This window comes from Morganella sp. GD04133 (assembly GCF_029835375.1).
GTDB lineage: Bacteria > Pseudomonadota > Gammaproteobacteria > Enterobacterales > Enterobacteriaceae > Morganella > Morganella morganii_B.
In genome coordinates this window covers 103059-122986 of record NZ_JAODZS010000011.1, presented here as the reverse complement: position 1 = coordinate 122986, position 19928 = coordinate 103059, and the positions used below count along the sequence as shown (strand labels likewise).

At 49.1% G+C, this 19928-nt stretch carries 18 protein-coding genes and 3 pseudogenes; 10 read left to right on the top strand and 11 right to left on the bottom strand.

What is annotated here, in order from left to right; translation table 11 throughout:
- Positions 1 to 407: 407 nt before the first annotated feature.
- The 8 genes and pseudogenes from N7387_RS07255 to N7387_RS07220 form a co-directional block, all read right to left on the bottom strand.
- On the bottom strand, positions 408 to 818 hold the full coding sequence (locus tag N7387_RS07255; protein ID WP_262882825.1) for an SMI1/KNR4 family protein: 411 nt from the start codon (positions 816 to 818) through the stop codon (positions 408 to 410).
- A complete protein-coding gene (locus tag N7387_RS07250; RefSeq protein WP_262882826.1) occupies positions 815 to 1414 on the bottom strand; it encodes an HNH/ENDO VII family nuclease in 600 nt (199 codons plus the stop codon). The genes N7387_RS07255 and N7387_RS07250 overlap by 4 nt, the downstream gene beginning before the upstream one ends.
- Positions 1411 to 2400: pseudogene (locus N7387_RS07245) on the bottom strand (ATP-binding protein); the annotation flags it as partial. The pseudogene N7387_RS07245 and the gene N7387_RS07250, both read right to left, overlap by 4 nt.
- A 45-nt stretch (positions 2401 to 2445) precedes the next feature.
- A complete protein-coding gene (locus N7387_RS07240) occupies positions 2446 to 3300 on the bottom strand; it encodes a hypothetical protein (protein WP_262882828.1) in 855 nt (284 codons plus the stop codon).
- Between the two features lie 11 nt (positions 3301 to 3311).
- Entirely contained in the window at positions 3312 to 3494 is a 183-nt protein-coding gene (locus N7387_RS07235; protein ID WP_279798004.1) for a hypothetical protein, read from the bottom strand.
- A gap of 19 nt (positions 3495 to 3513) precedes the next feature.
- A pseudogene (locus N7387_RS07230) lies at positions 3514 to 4182 on the bottom strand (dynamin family protein); the annotation flags it as partial.
- Positions 4183 to 4196: 14 nt separating this feature from the next.
- Positions 4197 to 5171, bottom strand: a complete 975-nt coding sequence (locus tag N7387_RS07225; RefSeq protein WP_279798003.1) for a dynamin family protein — start codon at positions 5169 to 5171, stop codon at positions 4197 to 4199.
- A 9-nt stretch (positions 5172 to 5180) separates the two neighbouring features.
- Positions 5181 to 5444 carry a WYL domain-containing protein gene (locus tag N7387_RS07220; protein WP_279798002.1) on the bottom strand — a complete coding sequence of 88 codons (264 nt, stop codon included), beginning with the start codon at positions 5442 to 5444 and terminating at the stop codon, positions 5181 to 5183.
- Positions 5445 to 5857: 413 nt separating this feature from the next.
- Here N7387_RS07220 and N7387_RS07215 point away from each other — a divergent pair, with 413 nt between their 5' ends.
- On the top strand, positions 5858 to 6121 hold the full coding sequence (locus N7387_RS07215; protein ID WP_279798001.1) for a VF530 family protein: 264 nt from the start codon (positions 5858 to 5860) through the stop codon (positions 6119 to 6121).
- 56 nt (positions 6122 to 6177) lie between these two features.
- Here the strand turns inward: N7387_RS07215 and N7387_RS07210 are convergent, their stop codons facing one another.
- Positions 6178 to 7548: a rhodanese-like domain-containing protein gene (locus N7387_RS07210; RefSeq protein ID WP_279797999.1), complete on the bottom strand. Its 1371-nt coding sequence runs from the start codon at positions 7546 to 7548 to the stop codon at positions 6178 to 6180.
- 8 nt (positions 7549 to 7556) lie between these two features.
- Entirely contained in the window at positions 7557 to 8549 is a 993-nt protein-coding gene (locus N7387_RS07205; protein ID WP_279797998.1) for a YeeE/YedE family protein, read from the bottom strand.
- Positions 8550 to 8724: 175 nt separating this feature from the next.
- On the opposite strand from N7387_RS07205, the gene N7387_RS07200 reads away from it, so the two are divergent.
- A complete protein-coding gene (locus N7387_RS07200; protein WP_262882835.1) occupies positions 8725 to 9249 on the top strand; it encodes a beta/gamma crystallin family protein in 525 nt (174 codons plus the stop codon).
- Here the strand turns inward: N7387_RS07200 and N7387_RS07195 are convergent, their stop codons facing one another.
- Positions 9250 to 10401, bottom strand: coding sequence for an ROK family protein (locus N7387_RS07195; RefSeq protein ID WP_279797997.1), 1152 nt, complete (start codon positions 10399 to 10401; stop codon positions 9250 to 9252).
- Positions 10402 to 10734: 333 nt separating this feature from the next.
- Between N7387_RS07195 and N7387_RS07190 the strand changes: the two genes are divergently transcribed.
- The 8 genes and pseudogenes from N7387_RS07190 to N7387_RS07155 all read left to right on the top strand — a co-directional run.
- A complete protein-coding gene (locus N7387_RS07190) occupies positions 10735 to 12225 on the top strand; it encodes a Na+:solute symporter (protein ID WP_279797996.1) in 1491 nt (496 codons plus the stop codon).
- A gap of 1 nt (position 12226) precedes the next feature.
- On the top strand, positions 12227 to 13495 hold the full coding sequence (locus N7387_RS07185) for an AGE family epimerase/isomerase (RefSeq protein WP_279797995.1): 1269 nt from the start codon (positions 12227 to 12229) through the stop codon (positions 13493 to 13495).
- Complete coding sequence (locus N7387_RS07180; RefSeq protein WP_279797994.1) at positions 13492 to 14775, top strand: hypothetical protein; 1284 nt, start codon at positions 13492 to 13494, stop codon at positions 14773 to 14775. Before N7387_RS07185 ends, N7387_RS07180 begins: the two co-directional genes overlap by 4 nt.
- A complete protein-coding gene (locus tag N7387_RS07175; protein WP_279797993.1) occupies positions 14768 to 15544 on the top strand; it encodes a glucosamine-6-phosphate deaminase in 777 nt (258 codons plus the stop codon). The genes N7387_RS07180 and N7387_RS07175 overlap by 8 nt, the downstream gene beginning before the upstream one ends.
- A complete protein-coding gene (locus N7387_RS07170; RefSeq protein ID WP_279797992.1) occupies positions 15538 to 16686 on the top strand; it encodes an amidohydrolase family protein in 1149 nt (382 codons plus the stop codon). The genes N7387_RS07175 and N7387_RS07170 overlap by 7 nt, the downstream gene beginning before the upstream one ends.
- Positions 16687 to 16688: 2 nt before the next feature.
- Complete coding sequence (locus N7387_RS07165) at positions 16689 to 17465, top strand: SIS domain-containing protein (protein ID WP_279797990.1); 777 nt, start codon at positions 16689 to 16691, stop codon at positions 17463 to 17465.
- 306 nt (positions 17466 to 17771) lie between these two features.
- Positions 17772 to 19070 carry a TonB-dependent receptor plug domain-containing protein gene (locus N7387_RS07160; protein WP_279797989.1) on the top strand — a complete coding sequence of 433 codons (1299 nt, stop codon included), beginning with the start codon at positions 17772 to 17774 and terminating at the stop codon, positions 19068 to 19070.
- Between the two features lie 12 nt (positions 19071 to 19082).
- A pseudogene (locus N7387_RS07155) lies at positions 19083 to 19922 on the top strand (TonB-dependent receptor); the annotation flags it as partial.
- Positions 19923 to 19928 lie beyond the last annotated feature (6 nt).

The following is a 19928-nucleotide window of genomic DNA, read 5'->3' as shown; positions in this document are numbered from 1 at the left end:
AATCTGAATATCCCGGCCCAACGTGTTGTCCGGGTATTGGACAGAATAGTTGCAACACGCGGATACCCGGTGAAAATGCGGATGGATAATGGTCCGGAGCTAGAAAAAAGAAAGGTTAACCCCCATAGACAAATACAGCGCAGACATTTAGATTGAGCCAAGATTAGACATTAGCATTGAGCCTCTAAAACCTTTATTCGCATAATGTATATTATGTTAAATGACATGTAGAAGGTACTGGTAATGATTAGATGCAATAATATCAATGTGTTATATCGTTCATTGGCGTTCCCTGCTCTCCTATCCGGTAACGTGAACTGATGTACAATATCCGTCAGTTCACGGATACTGTACAAATTAGTTATTGGTTCATTCGGACGAACTCCTCCGGAACCATACGCCGTTTTTTATGACTTAATGTGGAAGACGATGCGCAGTAAAAAGGCTTCAAGGTCTTCATCGCTGGTATCTACTACTCCGTTTATCATCGACCAGGTGAGGATTTTGCGCCGTTTATTATCATAAAGGTAATAATACCCATCACCAATATCATAAAGAGGCACTGCTTGTGGCGGATAGTCCCTGCCTTCACGTAGAGGTTCTATCGCGCTAAGAATGTTCAGATGCGACGTCGCAGGAACACCGAGGCCGTAAACCTCGGCCGCCCCCGAGGAAATCAAACCAAACTCAGACAAATAGGCTTTATACTCCGGGGAAAATTGAATCCCTAAAGCCTGTTCAGCAGTTATGATTTCATCCTCATTCACAGGACGAGTATCGGCACCTTGTGCCACAATCTGCTGTGCTAACTTCTTCATACTGCTTCCTCCCGGCGCTGTTTAATTTCTTCAGCTCGTGCTTTCCAGTGCGCCTCACGCTCTTTGGCAAACGCACTTCGATCGATTTCAGACTCTTTTGTCGTGTCGTGTAAGATAGTATTATTTCCACCCTCCATGTGCTGAGCGTGTGTCAACTCTGCAAGCGGAGAATCTGCCCTCTGACCAACGTGATGCAGCTCAATCGGTTTACCATTTGCATCCAATGGCGACTTACCCTTCTCCATACGCCCGAGGTTAGTATCACCTAACGCATCGGTTTGATCCGGGTCGATTTCAGTATTTATTAACGCGTCATTACCGTTAACAGTCTGACATTCCAGACCCGCATCCTGATAAATCGCTGCTTCCTCTTCGCTGTTGATACTTTCGATCACTTCATCAGTGTAACCTTCCTCGCTTAAAACCTCTTTGGTTTCTTCAGAAAGCGGAGTCAACTCATTACGCGGCAGTTCCAGATTAACAGGCTTATCGAGCTCTTCGATATTAATGTCTTCAATGCGTATATCCTTCACGCTTGCCAACAGTTCCCCCAGTGATTCCGCCGCCAGCTCTTTTAAAACGGTCATCCCAATCATGCTACAGTCTCCGGGGTGACATGTTTTCGCCATGCGGCGTATACTTTCAGATATTCATCATTTCGGCCTGCTAACTCACGCATGAAGCACTGCTGTACCGCCAGTTCAAGCTCCGCAGACAATTCACCGGTTTGCTTAACAATCAGTTGGCGTAATGACTGCTTCAACTCATCAAAGCCCGACGTAGTACGAACGCATCTCTCAATGCCGGAAGTGCAATCCAGCAGGCTAACAACCAGCTTTGCCAGGAGAGCGAAATTCTGTTCGTTTTGAAGGCTGATTTCTCCGGTTGCGCGAAACTCTTCGAATAGTGTTTTCAGCACAATTTTTTGCCCGGTTGCAAGCGGGCTGCCTTCCAGCCCGGCCTCCAGCGTCTCCAGCGTCTCCAGCGAGATTGCCAGCGGCTGTCGCAGGCGCGAAGCCATCAGCCAGGTAATTAGTTGCTGGTTAAAAATCAGGGGGTTGTCCGTACTCACTGCAGATTCGTAGCGGTAGGTCACTTCTTTCCCTGCAAACTTATTAACCCGGCACAGTACAGGCTCAAGCCAGTCGTTCTGGTAAACCAGTGCTACTCCTTTTGGCAGGCGCGCAAGCTCATCCAGCTGATCGTCGTTTAATCCAGCAGATTTCCCCGCGATACGCCGGTCAGCTTCATCCGGCAGACGCATTATAATTTTTGTATTTGTATTGCGAATTGCTGAAATATCAATGACATAAGGTGACTGGTCAGCAATGATAAATCCTTCTCCCCACGTACGCATTTCGGCAATTGCGTTGGAGAGCATGTCCACCGATTTTCCCGTAATATCATTCCCTTCCCCACCGCTGCCGGAGGTGCTGCGCTTGAGGATATTGTGAGCCTCTTCCAGCACGGTGACGTGTTTTAGCGGCTGATTCATGCCTGAAAAAGCAGCACGATGTTCACTCAGGCGGATGACCAGGATTCCCATAATCAGGGACTTTGTTTCCTGAGAACCAATACGACTGAAAGACGTGACGGTGTCATGATTTTTTGCGACATATATTCACCTTTAGAGTAAAGAAATCACTAGCGCAGCCAGAACCGCAAGGGCCCCGCCAGCCATCACCGCTATGCGCAAAAAGCCAGACGGAGAGGAAGATGATCCAGAGTGCGGGCGGGAAGCCGCCCTGGCTTGGTGGGGTTGAGGTTTTGGCTTGATGGTTATGCGCTCAAAGCCTTTCACCCCACGCATGCGCAGCACATTACGCACCTCAATTAAGTGCTCAAAACGTGCTTTGGCAAAATTGCTATTCAGATAAGATGTCTGCAAGTCGTAGTAATCAGCATCCCATTGGGCAGGGTCATTATTCATTTTTCCGGCCAGAGAGTTTTCTTCGTAATCTACAAATAAATTGGTAATCCGATCTTGAGCCCAGACGACGGCCTTAATGATTTCATTATCTTCCAGCCGGTTGTTTTCAAGCTCATTGATTAAGGCCGAACGCACCATACCGGGAACGCCTTGTTCAACCATTTTTGCCAGATTAGTACCGGGTAAATAGCCTTGCATATTCATTGTTTTCGTTCCCTCGGTGTGCCCGGTTACAGATGCTTTTGCAAACCCGGCAATACCATTGCGGATAAGATGCTCACGAACATCAATAAGATGATTGATACGCATTTCGGCGAAGTTGTTCTGCGCCAGCTTGCGTTGGCGGTCGAAATACCCGGCGTTCCAGTCAAGTTCATCCGGCTCTATGGCCGCGAAAATCTCGTTAACCCGGTAATCATCAAAAAAATCAGCAATATTGGAGCAGGAGGCGACAAGCTTGCGTATTTCATCGCCTTCCAGATCATTACGGGTTAATTGTTCCAATAAATTCTGGCGCAGGGTTTGCTTTTTTTTAGTTTTATCGTCCATCATAAATCCTTTTATTAAATAGCCAGTGTGTTATCAAGTTTTGCTTTAAAATCAACAATCCAACACTGCTGCTCTCTCGCCTCTGAGATAGCCTGCTCTCGAACCTCTTTATTATTTAGCTGCTCTTGCATCATTCCAATTAAAGTTTCAAACTTCTCATTAAACTCACGTTCAATAAAGGCCAGATAATTTTTCACCAGCTTATCTTTATCGGCCTTCGATTTCCTGAGTATCCGGCAGCTGGTTCCACTTTTTGAGCGTATCAGCATTAATCTCAGCCAGCGATTCTTCCTCGCCACTGCCGGAAAAACGGCGGGCAGCAAAATTATTTCCCGTAGTTTTATCATCTATTATTTGCGCAATAGTCGCCGTGGTTGCTTCGTTCGCTGCAGGTAGCAGCTCCTGTCCAAGCATGGCATTGATTAACGTTGATTTGCCTGAAGACATGGTCGCAACCACGTATACGTTAAAATCGTTATTAAAAGCTTCCTGGAAATCGTTGCGTACCTGTTCGTTGTTAATGATGTAGTCATTGAATTGTGGGTTGAGTTTCGCCTCTTCCATCAGCGCATTAATCTCATCCAGGCGGTCCTCCGTCGCCCGCACCTGCTGCCAACGCAAATTGATTTCCATACCATTTTCCCTGGCTACAGCGGCGGCTTCCTGCACGTCCATAAAATCAGATTCAACGCCTTTGAACTCAACATCGAGCTTTGTTTCGCCGTTTAACAACGCCTGTAACTCGGCAAATAGTGATTCCACCCAGAGCTGTAAACGCGCTTCTTTATAGCTGGAAAGTTTACATCCCGAAGCGGGTTCTACGCCGTTAACCAGGAATGTTGATTCAACGGTAAAGGGGTTATGTTCCAGATAAATACTGTTCATAGTTTTCCGAATAGTTAGTTGTGTTGTGAAAGAAAAATTTCTAGGGTACGTATACCGCTATAAGCGATAAACTGTTTCAGCTCCGTTTTATCGAAAATATCGGACCGGACATTTTCAGTCTGACTTCTTTTTAATTCAGTACGAACCAGGTGCTTAATAGCGTGAGGTACGTGAGATGCATCATTGAGGATAAATTTATTCTGCCTAAATCGTTGCAGCTCAGCCTGTAAGTGATGTTTTTGATTTCGGGTAATACTTTTGCGATTGAGAACTTTTTTAGCTATTAAGGACGTTTGCATCATCGCCGGGATAATCATCGGCCGTGAAAATCCCATTTCCTCCAAATAGTTCCGGGTTTTTTCAAGGAAAACATCGATCGTTTCACCCCGCTCTTCATCGAGCTGATCCACCTTATTGAGGATAAAAATAATTTGGTTCCCTGAAATCAGGGCCGGACTATTTTTAATCTTCTGAAGTAGCTGTAAGTCATCTTGTGTCGCCAGTTGGGTTGCATTGAGCACGTAGACCAACAGTTTTTTACCCGGTAACATCAGCGCCGTATCCAGCAGAGCTCTATGGCTGGTATCCTGGCTATTGTTGGGCCCCGGAGTATCGTAAATAACCAGAGGCGTTACTGTTTTACGCAGGTTCTCAATGCTGCAATTCAGCTCGATATACTTCACTGCCTGATGGTCGTTCCACTGCCGGAGGGTTGAAGCTTGCACATTCTTACTACGTTCATAGCATTCGCCCGGTCGGGTGTAGCTCGCACCTTCAATGCGCTGGCGTAAATTTCGGTTATGAGTAATACGCGTCAATGTTGCGGTGGCAGCTTCATTGGCTGAATAAAGAACTTCATCACCCAGCAGCGCGTTAATTAAGGAGGTTTTTCCCGCACTCATCGTTGCTGCGACAATCACATTGTAATGCTCAGCCACCTTTAATATTTGTTTGGTAAATTTATTTTTACCACTTTTTGCGCCTACCATATACATTCCTTATATACCCAGATATTTTTTCATCTTAGCTTCCAATTCCTGCTGCAAATTTTCAGGAGAAATAATTCGTAAATGAGGAAGCCAATATTGCACTACGGGTAAAATCTCATTCTTATGTGAAACTTTACTGGAGATAATTAATCCGCCGTCAATTAATTCTTTTTCGATAACTTGTCCGACTATCAGATCGCGGCGCTGAAAATATTCAGCCACAACGTTGGTCACCTTAATTACCACTTCAAATTTCTGCTCATCGCTCCACACGCTCTCTTCATTTTCTAGCTCTTTAAGTAAATCAGTTGAGTGCTCAAAGAGATCAAATGCTCATTTGCTAATCCTTGCTGTTCAACTCGTTTGTGATCTTACATGTACAGGTTGACAGGTTATGTCACAATTTCTAAAATTTTTGAATACTATGGCTATAAAGGAAAATGAAAACGCAAAAATAAAACAGCTTCTCATTATAATATTACCTGATTTTTAGATTCATCCGTCCTGTTCTCCCTTTTATGGTAATTAAATTCGTTTAACTTTGCTGATAAATAATGAAACAATACTTTTCATCTATTACAAACAGGCACTGTTAAATAATTTGATACTGCCGGGAGGGATAATTGTCATACTCCGGCGTTTACGGTATCCTTCCCTGCTCAGACAAAATAACAGGATATTCATTCATGACAGCCCACAAATCCAATGATCCGCTGCATGGCGTTACGCTCGAAATGCAGGTTAATGCACTGGTTGCAAAATATGGCTGGGCAAAGCTGGGTAAGTTAATCAATATTAACTGCTTTAAGAATGACCCCAGCGTAAAATCAAGTCTGAAATTTCTCCGCCGTACTCCCTGGGCCCGTACCGAGGTTGAGAATTTATATCTTGATTCACTGGATGATACGGATAAAAAAACAGCCAGCATCTGGCCGGAAGGCCCATGGTAAATTACCGGATATCACCGGCTTCCGTTATTTCTGCGGAAACCGGTATTTCAGTTAAATCAGCTTTTGCAGGATTGGCCCGGTTTTTTGATTATTTCACCATAATCATTCAGTGCTGCCGGTTTTTCGCTCTGAATATTATTTAATACCGGTAATGTCGGGTCCATCTGCCAGGCATTCCAGCCGCCGTCATAAATCCGGCTGTTTTCCCAGCCCGCCAGCTGCGTCATAAACCAGGAAACACTGGCCCGCCAGCCGGTGCCGCAATAAAACGCGACCTGGTCAGTCGGTTCAATACCCTGCGTTTTCCATAAAGCAAAAATCTCGTCCGGATTACGTAATGTGCCGTCCGGGTCATAGTAATCGGACATATCATTCGAATTTTTACCGCCGAATCCCCATATTGCCCCGGCCGGCTCTCCTTTACGCGGAATATAATCATAACCGGAGATTTTGCCGGTATATTCATCCCATGTCCGGTTGCTGATCAGTTTAAGACCGGATTTCTGACCTTGTATGGCTTCCGCCGGCATGGCAATAGTGACCTGCGGATTAACCGGAATTTCCGCGCCGAAATCTGCTACCGGTACCGGGATATTCAGAGTGGTTTCGGTTGGTAATTCCGCATCCATCCAGACATTTAAACCACCGTTCAGGAAACGGACATCCTCAACACCCGCCCATTTCAGTGCCCATAATACCCGCAATGCTGCCATCTGATTTTCAGAATAGACGATAACCGGGGTATCTTTGCGGATCCCGTTTTTCAGCAGATTATTTTTGATAACGTCAGGTTCTGATAAATTCCAGACCGGTGCGTTTTCTATCCAGTCGGTATTAAAATGGAAAGCGCCTTTAATATGCGTTGCATAGGATTTAGATTGTTCCGCATCCCCCCACGACACTTCAAATATCACCGGTTTTTGATCACGGGTATAACTTTCCGGTTTTTCACCGTTCAGTGCAGCCTGAACCCAAGCGGGAGAAACACTCAGAAAATAATTCGGGTATTTATCCATCGGCAGATCAGAATTGCTGTATTGGATGAAAGATTTAAATGCCCTGACCTGAAAACCTTTGGCTGCAAATTCAGCGGTAATTCTTTCCAGTGAATCAGGGTCACTGTCGTAAAATACCAGGGTTTTTTCTTTGGTAATCCCCTTTTCTGCCAGAAAATTATCGAATTTATCTTCGTCAATAAAATCCAGCCAGCCGGTGGTAAACTGCATAGCACCTTTAATATGACCGCCGCGGGTCGCGCCTTTATCTTTAAAACCGAAATATAAACTGTCCGGCCGGGTATCAATAATAAGGTATTCCGGGTTGTTCAGGTTCTCCGACAATTCTTCAATGCCGATCTCTTTTACCACCGTCTGGTCACAACCGGACAGTAATAGCGGTATCAAAAGAAAGAGTGATTTTGTTTTCATATGTGATCCTATAAACGACATTGTCCTGAACGGAAGAAATAACTGGTGATCCAGACACCGGCCATAATCATGAATGTGGAAATCCATCCCTGCCAGGAGAAATAAGCGGTTGCCACAAGGGAGTTCGTGACGGTACAGCCGCCTGCCAGTGTTGCCCCTGCTCCCATCACAATCCCGCCGATCAGCCGTTTGACCACCGTAATACCATCAGGCGGAAGTGTTAATCTGAATTCTTTGCGGATAATCGCACTTATCATTGAACCGGCGAAAATACCGATAACAAATAAGGTTCCCCAGTTAAAATAACGCTGCTGTCCGGTGATCAGATACTGAATAACATTACCGGAAGGAACGGCTACACCATAGCCGAAATTACGACCTGCTTCAGCGCTGAAAACCCAGGCAATAATCCCGAGAATACCGATCAGAAGACCGGTGATATTCAGCGGCAGATAATTAAACCGGCTCTGTGACGGCGGTGTATAGCGGGGATGATAATGCTGATAAATCAGTAATCCGGCGGTGAGAATAATTAAAAACGCGACCAGAAACCACGGGGAAATATCCAGTGTTTTATAAATTGTATCCGGTTGTGCGGGATGCTGTAGTAAGGGTTCAAACCAATGTTTCAGGCTGCCTTTCTGAGCCGCGGCTATAGTGACAACAAAGGCAAATAAGGCAATCCAGGTGCCGGTTAATCCTTCACCGGAACGGAACCATGCGCCGCTGCCGCAGCAACCGGCAAGTACCATACCGGCACCAAATACAAAACCACCGGCAAGTGTGGCGGTGATCGGCAGATTTCCTTCCGGTATGTGTAATAATCCGGCAGATTCCAGGGCAAAGAAACCAACGGACTGAATAGTGACTGCAATCAGCAGTGCGGTGAGAAACCGGGTATTTCGCTGGTAAAGAATGTTCCTGAATCCGGAAACAAAACAGAATTGACCTGACTGGAGCAACCCGCCGAACAGGATGCCGATAAATAAACCACTGACCATAAAGAAACCCCGGGGAATAAACAACTGCGTGTATCTGTGAATTTTACCCGCCCCATTATTCGCCGTTATGGCGCAAAATCAAGTTAAGGATAGTTAACCTCTTATCAGATATATCTGCTGTCACGGTGGTGAACACTCTCTTACTCTGTTCAGATATTAAGCGGTAAGGAATACGATGAAAAAGCTGACATTGTTACTGATATTATTTTCTGCGGTTGTCTCCGCCCGCAGCGGAGGGCACGGAAATTATCGCCATCAACCTGAGACTATTTATATCTGCAGGTTAACGCCCTTTTCTGATTTTCATATTGAGGCCGGTATTACGGAAGATCTGGCGCGGAAAAATACCGCACGCCGCTGTCAGTTGACACAGGGCAACGGCAGTATTTTCTGCAAAGAAGCCGATGCAAAATGTTCGGTGAGTAAATTAATTACCAGAGAGTCAGATTTGCGCAAAGCCATTGTCCTTTATGCGGAAAGCTGGCAGAAGGGAAATTATGTTGAGATCAGTGACGATATTCCGGATTTATCCCGCACCGATTTCAGTGGTACCCTTTCTTCGGTGGTTATTCCGCCCGGCTGGAAGGTTCGTTTTTATGAAGGTGAAAATTTCACCGGTGAATCTCATATTGAAGTAAGCGGAAAAAAGAATGTGACTAATTACGGTAAAAAAATCCGCTCTGTTCAGATTATTCGCTGATTAACTCCCCTGGTGGCAATATTTTGCCACCAGCGCATCAAAGAACGGGGATAATGCACCGTGCATTTCATTCATATAGGATTTGTGGTTGATGGTGAATGTGACATTCTGCTCAAAATATTCCGGTACATGCTGACTGAACCCGGTGGTGATTTCCCGGAATAATGCCTCATTGTGCGTGAACGGGCCGGAGAAAATAATGACATCCGGAAACAGAATAAAATAGATATTTGCCAGCACCCGCCCCCAGATATCCGCCGCCGTTTTCAGGCACGGAATAACGGTAATATCCGCATGCTGTAATGTTTTTGCCGCTGCCCGCTCATTACTTAAATCGCCGGGCAGCGCCTCACTCAGCACACTGCGCAATGCGGACAGGGAAAACATCTGCTCAATCGTCTGCGAATTGCCGAACGTGAGCTGCCCGAGCTCGCCGAACAGCCCCTGCTGGTTGGCATTTATTTGCTGTTTTGAATAACTTGCCGCACCAATTCCTTCCCCCCAGTGGACATACAGCACACGTCTGGCGGACAGATCATTATTTTCGAGGATAAAGGCATTCAGCTCCGCCTGTAAGTTTTTCACCAGGCAGACCGGAATGGAAAACTCCGCGGCCAGTTGCGATAAATCTATATGGCGGGCTTTCGGCCAGCGGTTGGTGTAGAGCCAGTGACAATGTTCCGCATCCATAACCCCCGGCAGCGAGATAATAATCCCTTGTACACGGGTGTCCGCCCGGCAATTTTGCAGCAGACGGCTGATCAGTGTCCGGAAGCAGTTCAGGAGTGTAGCGCTGTCAGCATTATCATCATGAACCGGCTGATGTACACCGGCGAGAACCACACCCCGGATATCCACCAGCGACGCGGTGATATTGCGGGCATCAATGCAGATAAAAATAGCCGTCAGTAACCGGAAATCCGGAATAATACCGACTTCCGGGCGCCCCGGTCCGGGCTGGTGATTAATGGTGTCCTCAGCAATAATGCCGCTCTGGATCATTTCGCCGATCAGCTGTGTCACCGTCGCCGGGCGCAGCTTGTTAGTGATCGCGAGCCCTTTACGGGTGATCACGGCCTGCATTTTGTATCCGTCCAGAATTTGCCGGAACAGATGCTGTTTACGTTCTGACGAAAGAGACGGTTTCACCATAATGATCTGCTTTCCGGTTCAGTGAGTGAGGAACAGACTGATTTTCAACTGTTTATCTGATAAGTCAATAGTGGGTGGTGTGATTACCCTATATGTATCACACATTATCTGCCGGATAAATCGATGTTGATGCGCCCTGCGTGTGTTGTTGAATTGTGAGTCAGATCGAATTAATAACACACAGTGGAATTAAATATATTTACAGTGTGTGTAATTAATGTACAGTCAGGATCAGCAGTTCTCTGCTGCCGATTATCCATTTTATGTCAGTACCCGCAATTCCCCGTTTTACTGTAGATGTTGATGACAAAATAATTATAAGGAATCAATAAGATGCAAACGCCGGACTGGATAACACTCTCACTTTTCTTCATTATCATGATAGGTATCGGTTTAAATGCTTACCGTCGTGTTAAAGGTACTAACGATTTTTATGTCGCGGGCGGTGGTCTGCCCTGGTGGCTGGCCGGGATTTCCCATCATGTGTCCGGTTATTCCGGCGTGGTGTTTACCGGTTATGCCGCCCTTGCCTATGCGACCGGGTTTAACCTGTATGTCTGGTGGGCGCTGAACGTGACTATCGCCTGTCTGCTCGGTGCGTGGCTGATTGTTCCCCGCTGGGCGCGGCTGCGTGATGCGTTGCAGGTACAGTCACCGACCGAATACCTGAAAATTCGTTACGATATTAAAACCCAGCAGGTGATCGCCTGGCTGGGCGTGCTGCTGAAACTGCTGGATACTGCCGGGAAATACGCGGCGATCGGCGTGCTGTTCTATGGCTTTACCGGTATTCCGGTGATTTACGGTGTGCTGATTTCCGGCGTGGTGGCCATGGTTTATGTCACCGTCGGCGGGTTGTGGGCCGATACCATGAATGACTTTTTCCAGTTCCTGGTCGGGATTGCTGCGGGGATCATTATGTTCTTCGTGGTGCAGTCTCAGCTCGGGGATATCGGTACCAACTATCTGGATATGTGGGACAGATTACCCGCCGGTAACAGTGACTGGTTTAATGGTCAGTACAGCCCGCTGTTCTTTGCCAGCTTCGCGTTTGTCTGTTTCCTCAGTTATAACGGCGGCACCTGGAACCTCGCATCCCGCTTTATCGCCTCACCGGACGGTAAACAGGCACGCCGCGCGATGATCCTGTCCGCGTCTCTCTATCTGGTCTGGCCGCTGATCCTGTTTGCACCGATGTGGGCCGCTCCGTTGCTGATCCCGGATGTCCCTGCTGATCAGCAGACACAAATCTACTCCATGCTGACACTGAAATATCTGCCGGCCGGGTTTGTCGGGGTGATCCTCGCGTCGATGTTTGCCGCCACACTGTCGATGGTGGCCTCTGATGCCAACGCCATCAGCTCTGTACTGTCGCGGGATATCCTGCCGCTGATCTCGAAAAAAGTGAAAAGAGCCAACGGCGAAACCCCGTTGTGGATGGCACGTACCGTTACCTTCACTTTTACCCTCTGCACTATTGTTCTGGCACTGAATCAGGAGCATTTCGGCGGCATTATCGGACTGATTGTGGTGTGGTTCGGCGGGTTAATCGGACCGGCGTCTATTCCGATGGTTCTGGGTCTGCTGCCGTTCTATAAGCATTGTGGTCCGAAGATTGCCATTACCTCTATGCTGATTGGTCTGGCGGTCTTTGCCGGTACCAAACTGTTTGTTACCGCACCGTCAATGGCGTTATCGGTCGGTGGCCCTGTCTTCTGCTCCCTGGTGTTCTTTACCCTGGCAGCCATTGTGGCGCGCAAAAACCCGGTAAAACCGGAAGTGGATGCCCTGATGCACAAACTGAGCCGTGACGGAGGTCACTGATATGGGATTAACCGCACAACAGAAAGCACAATGCCGCGCCTTATGGCAGCAGGAGCTGGAACAAAACATCCTGCCGTTCTGGATGCGGGCGGTTGATACGGAGTCCGGCGGCGTATTTACCTGCTTCAGTAATGACGGCGGCACCCTGCTGAGTGAAAACAAATTTACCTGGTCCCAGGGGCGTTTTTTGTGGAATGAGAGTCGTCAGGCGGCACTCATCCGCAGCGGGTTATGTCAGGGGGATGCTGCCCCCCTGCTGGCGCATGCAAAACAGACCGCGGATTTCCTGCTGAACTATGCTTTCCTCGATAACGGCCATTGCGCCTTTTTACTGGATCGCCATGGCAACAAGATGGAAATGAAGCCGGGCGAGGGATATGACACCTCGTTTTACGCGGATTGCTTTGTGGTGATTGGTCTGTGTGAATATGCCTTTGTCTCCGGAGAAAGCGGGTATTTTGAGCATGCGCTGGCGCTGTATGACAATGTCAGTCAGCGGCTGACATCCGGCCGGGTGCGGAGTGAACCGTATCCCGCTCCGCCGGGGTTTGAACCTTATGCCTATGAAATGATTATGCTGGGAACGGTAACGGAACTGCTGCGCTATGCACTCCGTTATCAGCACCCGGCGCTTTCCCGGCTGACGACCCAGACACGGCAAAGCCTCGGGCGGATTTTTACTGAGTTTCACGATCCGGAAACCCTGATCCCGCTGGAGATGAAGGTTATTCCTGAGTACCGCGATACCCTGCTCGCCCGTCATAAAACACCGGGACATACGCTGGAAAATATGTGGTTCTGCTTCCACGCCGCGCAACTGCTTGGTGAGACAGAAACGTATCTTCCCGCCATTGCGAAAATTACCTCACTGATGTGGCATATGGGCTGGGATGATCAATACGGCGGGCTGTTCCGTTATACCCTGGCAGACGGCTCTCCGCCTGCCGGACGTCTGCTTGGGGATGATCCGTATGAAACCCTGATAGCGGACACCTGGAGCAGTAAAATCTGGTGGGTGCATTCGGAAGCACTGTATACCCTGCTGCTGATGGCGGAACAGCATGACGATCCGCAATTTTTCAGCCTCTATCAGCAGACGGCAGACTATGTACTGAACACCTTCCCGAACCGGGAACAGGGGGAATGGACACAGATCCGTGATCGTGAAGGTGCGCCGCTGAACAAGGTGGTTGCGCTGCCGGTGAAAGATCCGTTCCATATCATGCGCAATCTGCAACTAATTGTCTCACTGTGCGGGTCATCATCATGATACTCGGCGTCAGTAAAACGTATATCACACCGTCACTGCCGGTGAAATTAGGCGGATTTGCGTTCCGGCATCAGCCCTGTACACAAATTGGCATGCCGCTGTATGCACGCTGCTTTATCTGGAACCGGCAGTATGCCGTTGTCAGTCTTGAACTGCTGTTTGCCGGGGATAACCTTGACCGGCAGATCCGCACGGCTCTGGCAGACATCCCGGAACTGGCCGGACTGGATCTGATCCTGACCGCCACCCACAGCCACTGTGCGCCGCAGACAGCAGATAACCACTCGCCGCAGCTGGGTGAATGTGACCCGCACTATACTGCGTTTATCACACAACAGGTTATTACCGGTTTGCAGACAGCGCTCGCCGCCGGGAAACCGGTGACAGCACAGGTTGCGGTGTCAGACTGCCCTCTGGCGGTTCACCGGCGGCTGATGGTCAACGGTGAAATCACCATGGCACCGAACCCGGATGAACCGGCGGATACTATCGCCACACTGGTACGGTTTACGGATGAGAAGCAACAGGTATGTGCGGTGCTGGTGCATAACCAGTGCCACCCGACCATTACCGGCGACAATATTCTTTCCGGTGAATATCCGGGTGTGGTTTGTGATGAAATTGAAACGGCCTTCCCGGAGGCTGTCTGTCTGCTGTTGCAGGGATTCTGCGGCGATCTGCGCCCTGATCTGAGCCGTGACGGGCAGTTTTACCGTGCGGATTATGCACAGATGGAAATCTGCGGAAAACAGCTGTCCGCTCTTTTTCTCGATGCGCTGGAACAGCCTGATTTGCCGCTTCTTCCGCTGACCACACCGCCGTATTTCCGGCAGCGTCAGATTTCACTGCCCTTACAGCCGGTGATGAACAATGAACAACTGATTCAGTTCCGTGATGAACATGCGCCGGACACGATTGAACATGAATGGGCGGTTTACAAACTGAAGCAGACAGAACGCGGAATTCCTCTGCGTGCTGAACAAACCATCACCCTGACCTGCCTGCACCTTTCACTACAGCTGAAACTACTGACCGTCAGTGCGGAAGTTGTGAATCACTACCAGCAATTATTACGCGCCAAAGGGCAATATTTCCTGGGGATCGGCTACAGCAACGGCATGGCCGGTTACCTGCCGTCAGCCCGCCAGATTGCCGAAGGCGGCTATGAGCCGCACGATTCAGCATACTACTTTTATCTTGATGCCCCGTTTGCACCACAGGCGGAGCACCTTTTTACAGAGGCGTTATTCCGCCTGTCAGAGGAACATAGTCATGACTGATTCTCTTGTCACTGCCGGTCAGAAGGACCTGCTGCACTATGCTGTTTATGCAAACCGTGATGCGATGGGACGCGCGGCGGCTGAAAAAGCCCGCGATATTATTGTTCAGTGTCAGGCATCACAGCCGGAAGTCCGTATTATTTTTGCCTCTGCGCCGTCTCAGAACGAATTTTTGCAGCATCTGCAAACATTCCCGGAAATCGATTGGTCAAAAGTCACTGCATTTCATATGGATGAATATATCGGCCTGCCACCCGGCGCACCGCAGGCCTTCAGCCACTATATTCAGGAACATCTGTTTGATGCGGTGAAACCGGCTGCAACGCATTTTATCCGGGCACATGCCACGGACAGTGACGCCGAATGCCGCCGCTATGCGGAACTGCTTTCCGCCGCACAGGTGGATCTGGTGTGTCTGGGGGTGGGTGAAAACGGGCACATTGCTTTTAATGACCCGTGGGTGGCGGATTTCAGTGACAGCGCGGTTGTCAAACGGGTGCAACTGGACGAACAGTGCCGTCAGCAACAGGTTAACGACGGCTGTTTTGCGCGGACGGATGATGTTCCGATGTATGCTCTGACCCTGACAATTCCTGCGCTGGTCAGCGCCCGTCATATGGTATGTGTGGTGCCAGCCACCACCAAACGGCAGGCTGTCACCCGGATGATCCGCGATCCGATCAGTGAAGATCTGCCGGCCACCATTCTGCGCCGTCATAACAGTGCTTTCCTTTATCTGGATAAAGATTCAGGAGCAGACTTATGCTGATCCGCGCTAAAACACTGAACGGCACGCCGGTCACCATCACAACAGACAATGGTGTTATTACCGGTATTGAGCCGCTGAATACCGATACCCCGGAAAATCTGCCGTATGTCGCCGCCGGACTGGTGGATTTACAGGTCAACGGCTATGCGGAAACCGATTACAACACCCTGCCGCTGCACCGGGATGATGTCCGCCACAGTTACGAAAGACTGTATCAGAAAGGCGTAACCAGCCTGTGCCCGACCGTTATCACCAACAGTGATGAGGCGATTTCTCAACTGATGTCTGATTTTGCGGCCTTTTGTGCCGCTGATCCCCGGATTCGGGCCTCCACAGCAGGTATTCATCTGGAAGGTCCGTTTATCTCACCGGTCAGCGGTCCGCGCGGTGCGCACGATAAAGCCTGTGTGCAGCACTGCGATGCTGAAAAAGTCCTGCAGTGGCATGATTTATCACAGGGATTGCTGCGGATACTGACACTCTCTCCTGAACAGGAAGACGGGCTGGCAGACACCATCCGTTTTTGTACGAAGAACAATATCCGTGTCTCCATCGGCCATACCGCAGCAACACCGGAGCAAATCCGCCGCGCCGCAGAACTGGGCGCAACCATGTCCACTCACCTCGGCAACGGCTGTGAATTACAGATGCACCGTCACCATAACCCCATCTGGGCGCAACTGGCGGAAGACAATCTGTGGAGCGGCATTATTACCGATGGTTTTCATCTGCCGCCGTCATTGATCAAAGTGATCCTGCGTGCCAAACAGGGAAAAATTCTGCTGACCAGCGATACCACGGCATTCGGCGGTATGTCTCCGGGCCGTTATCACACCCATATCGGCGGTGATGTGGTGCTGACAGAGCAAGGCCGTCTGCATCTGGCTGCGAATGAAGAACTGCTGGCAGGCTCGGCGCAATCCGCTCTGGATTGTGTCAGTTTTCTGATCCGCAGCGGACTGAGTGATGCAGAACACGCCTGGCGTTATGCCGCTGAAAATCCGGCTGTGTTCCTCGGGTTGACAGACAGAGGAACACTCGCCGCCGGAAAACGGGCGGATATAGTGGTACTGGATATACAGGGCAGCACATTGCAGGTGCTGGAAACCTATCTTCAGGGGGAGGCGGTTTACCGCGCATAACGATGATAAATACAACAACAGATCCGCTGGCGTTATCTGTGGAATATCTCAGCAAAATTACCGCACATCTGCACACCGTGCTGGACAGTAACCGCGATACGTTACCGCAGGCCGCCGCCCTGCTCGCAGAACAAATAGCCCGCGATAACCTGATCCACGTGGCGGCCTCCGGCGGGCATTCCAATCTCGGTCCGCAGGAGGTTTTTTTCCGTGCCGGGGGATTGATGCATATTAATCCGATCCTTGATGAAGGTACGCTGCTGACAAACGGCGCATTGCGCTCAATGGCGATTGAGCGTCTGCCGGGATTCGGCAGCATTGTCATGAATAACAACCCGGTACAGGCTGGGGAAGTGATGGTACTTATCAATGCTTACGGTATTAATGCCTCGGTCATTGATATTGCCCTTGAAGCGAAAAAGCGCGGGGTGACGGTGATAGCAGTAACGTCGGTTGCCCACGCCGGGGAAACACCGGCAGATCACCCCGCGCGCCACCCTACCGGACAAAATCTGTGTGATATCGCCGACCTGGTGCTGGATTCTCATGTGCAGGTCGGTGATGCGGTTATGCAGATCCAGGGAATAACCCAGCAGGTGGCAGCCATGTCCACCTTTGCCAATGCATTTCTGCTCAATGCCCTGATAACCGAAACGGTAAATCTGCTGGCACAGCAAGGTATTGAACCGCCAATCTGGAAAAGCGGCAACGCCACCGGCGGCGATGACTGGAATCAGCAGTTTATTGATCGCTTCCGGCACCGCATCCGCTTATTGTAGCCTTATCCGGCGGCATCGTTCCGGTGCCGCCGGGTTTTTAACAATGCAGCATATTTTCAACATCTGCTCACCTTTCTTATTATCTCCCTGCGTGATTGTAACGGTTTGTTTTCAATTATCTTGACCACTTTCCCGTTTCAGACGATTAGTCATATTTTTTAGTGACTTAGCCTGCCCTGTTTTCTTAAGATGAAAACGGATCTCATTAACACTTGATGTTATTTGTGTCAGAAAAATTATTTCAGGGAATACACCGGATATAACCGGTGTCTTGGTCAGGCATTATATAAAAATGAGTTTTAAAAAATGAAAATAAACAGCAGGAAACTGGCGCTGGTTTCACTGATCCTGTCATATTCACAATTATCCGCCGGGGCGGAAAATACCGTAAAACAGGATACAGAAAACGGTGATACTTTAATTGTCACCGCGTCAGGGCGTGAAGAACAGCAGCGAAAATCCACCGTTACCACCCAGGTTATCGACAGCGACCAGATTGAACGCTCACGGGCGGAAAGTCTGACCGAATTACTGGCACAAAACAGTGTCGGTTTTTTCAGTGAATGGAGTCCCGGGCAGACATCCATTAATATCCGCGGTGCCGCAACGGATGGTCAGGGGAAAGATTTTGCCGGACAGGTGCTGGTATTAGTTAACGGCCGCCGTGCGGGAACCGCGAACTTATCCAAATTATCACCGAAAGATGTCAGCCGGATTGAAGTGATCCGGGGCCCTTCTTCGGTTATTTACGGCTCTCAGGCGATGGGCGGCGTGATTAATATTTTCCTGAAAAACGGATTAACCGACGAAGGCGGCAAAATCTCAGCAGAAACCGGATCCTGGGGGCTGGCACAGACTTACGGCGGCTATGGTTTTCAGAATGATGACGGCGATATTTACGGCTATGTCGGGTTTGAAGCCGGTCGCCGTGATGATTACCATTCCGGGAAAGGCGGCCACAAACAGGAAAATACCAACTGGGAACGTTTTGGTTTAAGCGGTAATTTAGGCTGGCAGATCAACGAAAGTAACCTGCTCGATGTCTCTTTGCGGACTGACGGTATTTATGATGGCGGTTTCCGTGGGTCAACCGGGAATATTTACGCTAAAGATACCCGTTATAACCGCTCAGCGGATGTGGTCTGGAAAAACGGCACCGATGACAGTATTTTCAGAATGAACAGCCACGCCTATTTTGTGCAGGACGTGGATAATTTCCGCTGGGCATCACCGTTAACCGCAAAAACCCGCAGTGATCATAACCGCCGTCAGCTGGATATTTACGGCGTGAAATTCCAGCCGGTGATTAAACTCCATGAGCAGAATGATCTGTTATTAGGGGTGGATTATGAATACAGCCGTCTGCGTTCAGAACGTAATCAGGTCAGTGTCAGCGGCAACCCGCTGAAACAATCCGCGCCGTATGATAATAACCAGACTGAAAACCAGTATGCCGTCTATTTTGATGACCGGCAGAGTTTATTTGACGACAGCTGGATAATCCGCGGCGGGATGCGTTATACCTACGGGAAAACCAATTTTGATAAAACACCGAACCTGGATAATCAGTTCACCGGCAGTGCCTCTTATAATCAGTTAACCTAGAGTCTCGGTACCAACTATCAGGTCAATGACTGGCTGAATCTGAAATCCTCTGTTGCCACCGGTTACCGTGCGCCGACCGCCACACAACTGGGCGCGGATTATATTACGCTGTCCGGCACGCAATATCTGGGCAACAGTTCACTGAAAGCAGAAAGTAACCGTCAGTTTGAAGTGGGTGCGACACTCGGTGACTCTTTGAACTCCGTGGATATTGCCCTCTTTCAGAATACGATTCAGAACAGAATACAGACCAACGTTCTGGCACCGAATGTCTACCAGTACGCCAACAGCGACGATGATATTGTGGTACGCGGACTGGAAATTAACAGCCGTGCCACCGTTAACCGTGTATTTGACTGGCAGACAGACTGGGATTGGGTCATGCGTTTAAACGGCAGCTGGAATTTCGATATGGAAGATAAAGGTGCCAAAATAACCGCAACCAATAACAGTAATAAAGTTCAGCGCATGTATCAGTATCAGGCGGCGTTTATTAACGAGCTTTATTTTACCAATGCCCGTTATCCGTGGAGTCTTCAGTTACAGGGCATTCTGCGCGGGCCGATGTGGTATAAAACAGAGGAAGGTATTATCCCGGAGGTCCGCCCTTACTCCTCGTATGTCATGCGAAAAGCGCCGTTTATGGTCTGGAATCTTCAGGCGGATGTGGATATCAGCCAGTCACTGACGCTGTACGGACGGATAGACAATATTCTGGATAAAAACGAGCATCCGGTCTTTTTTGCCCTGGATGAAGACCCGTATATTATGCTGCCGTCGAAATCGAACGGTAGTCTCGGAACCTCTATGCCGGGCCGGTCATTTATTGCCGGTGTGACATACCGTTTTTAACCGGCA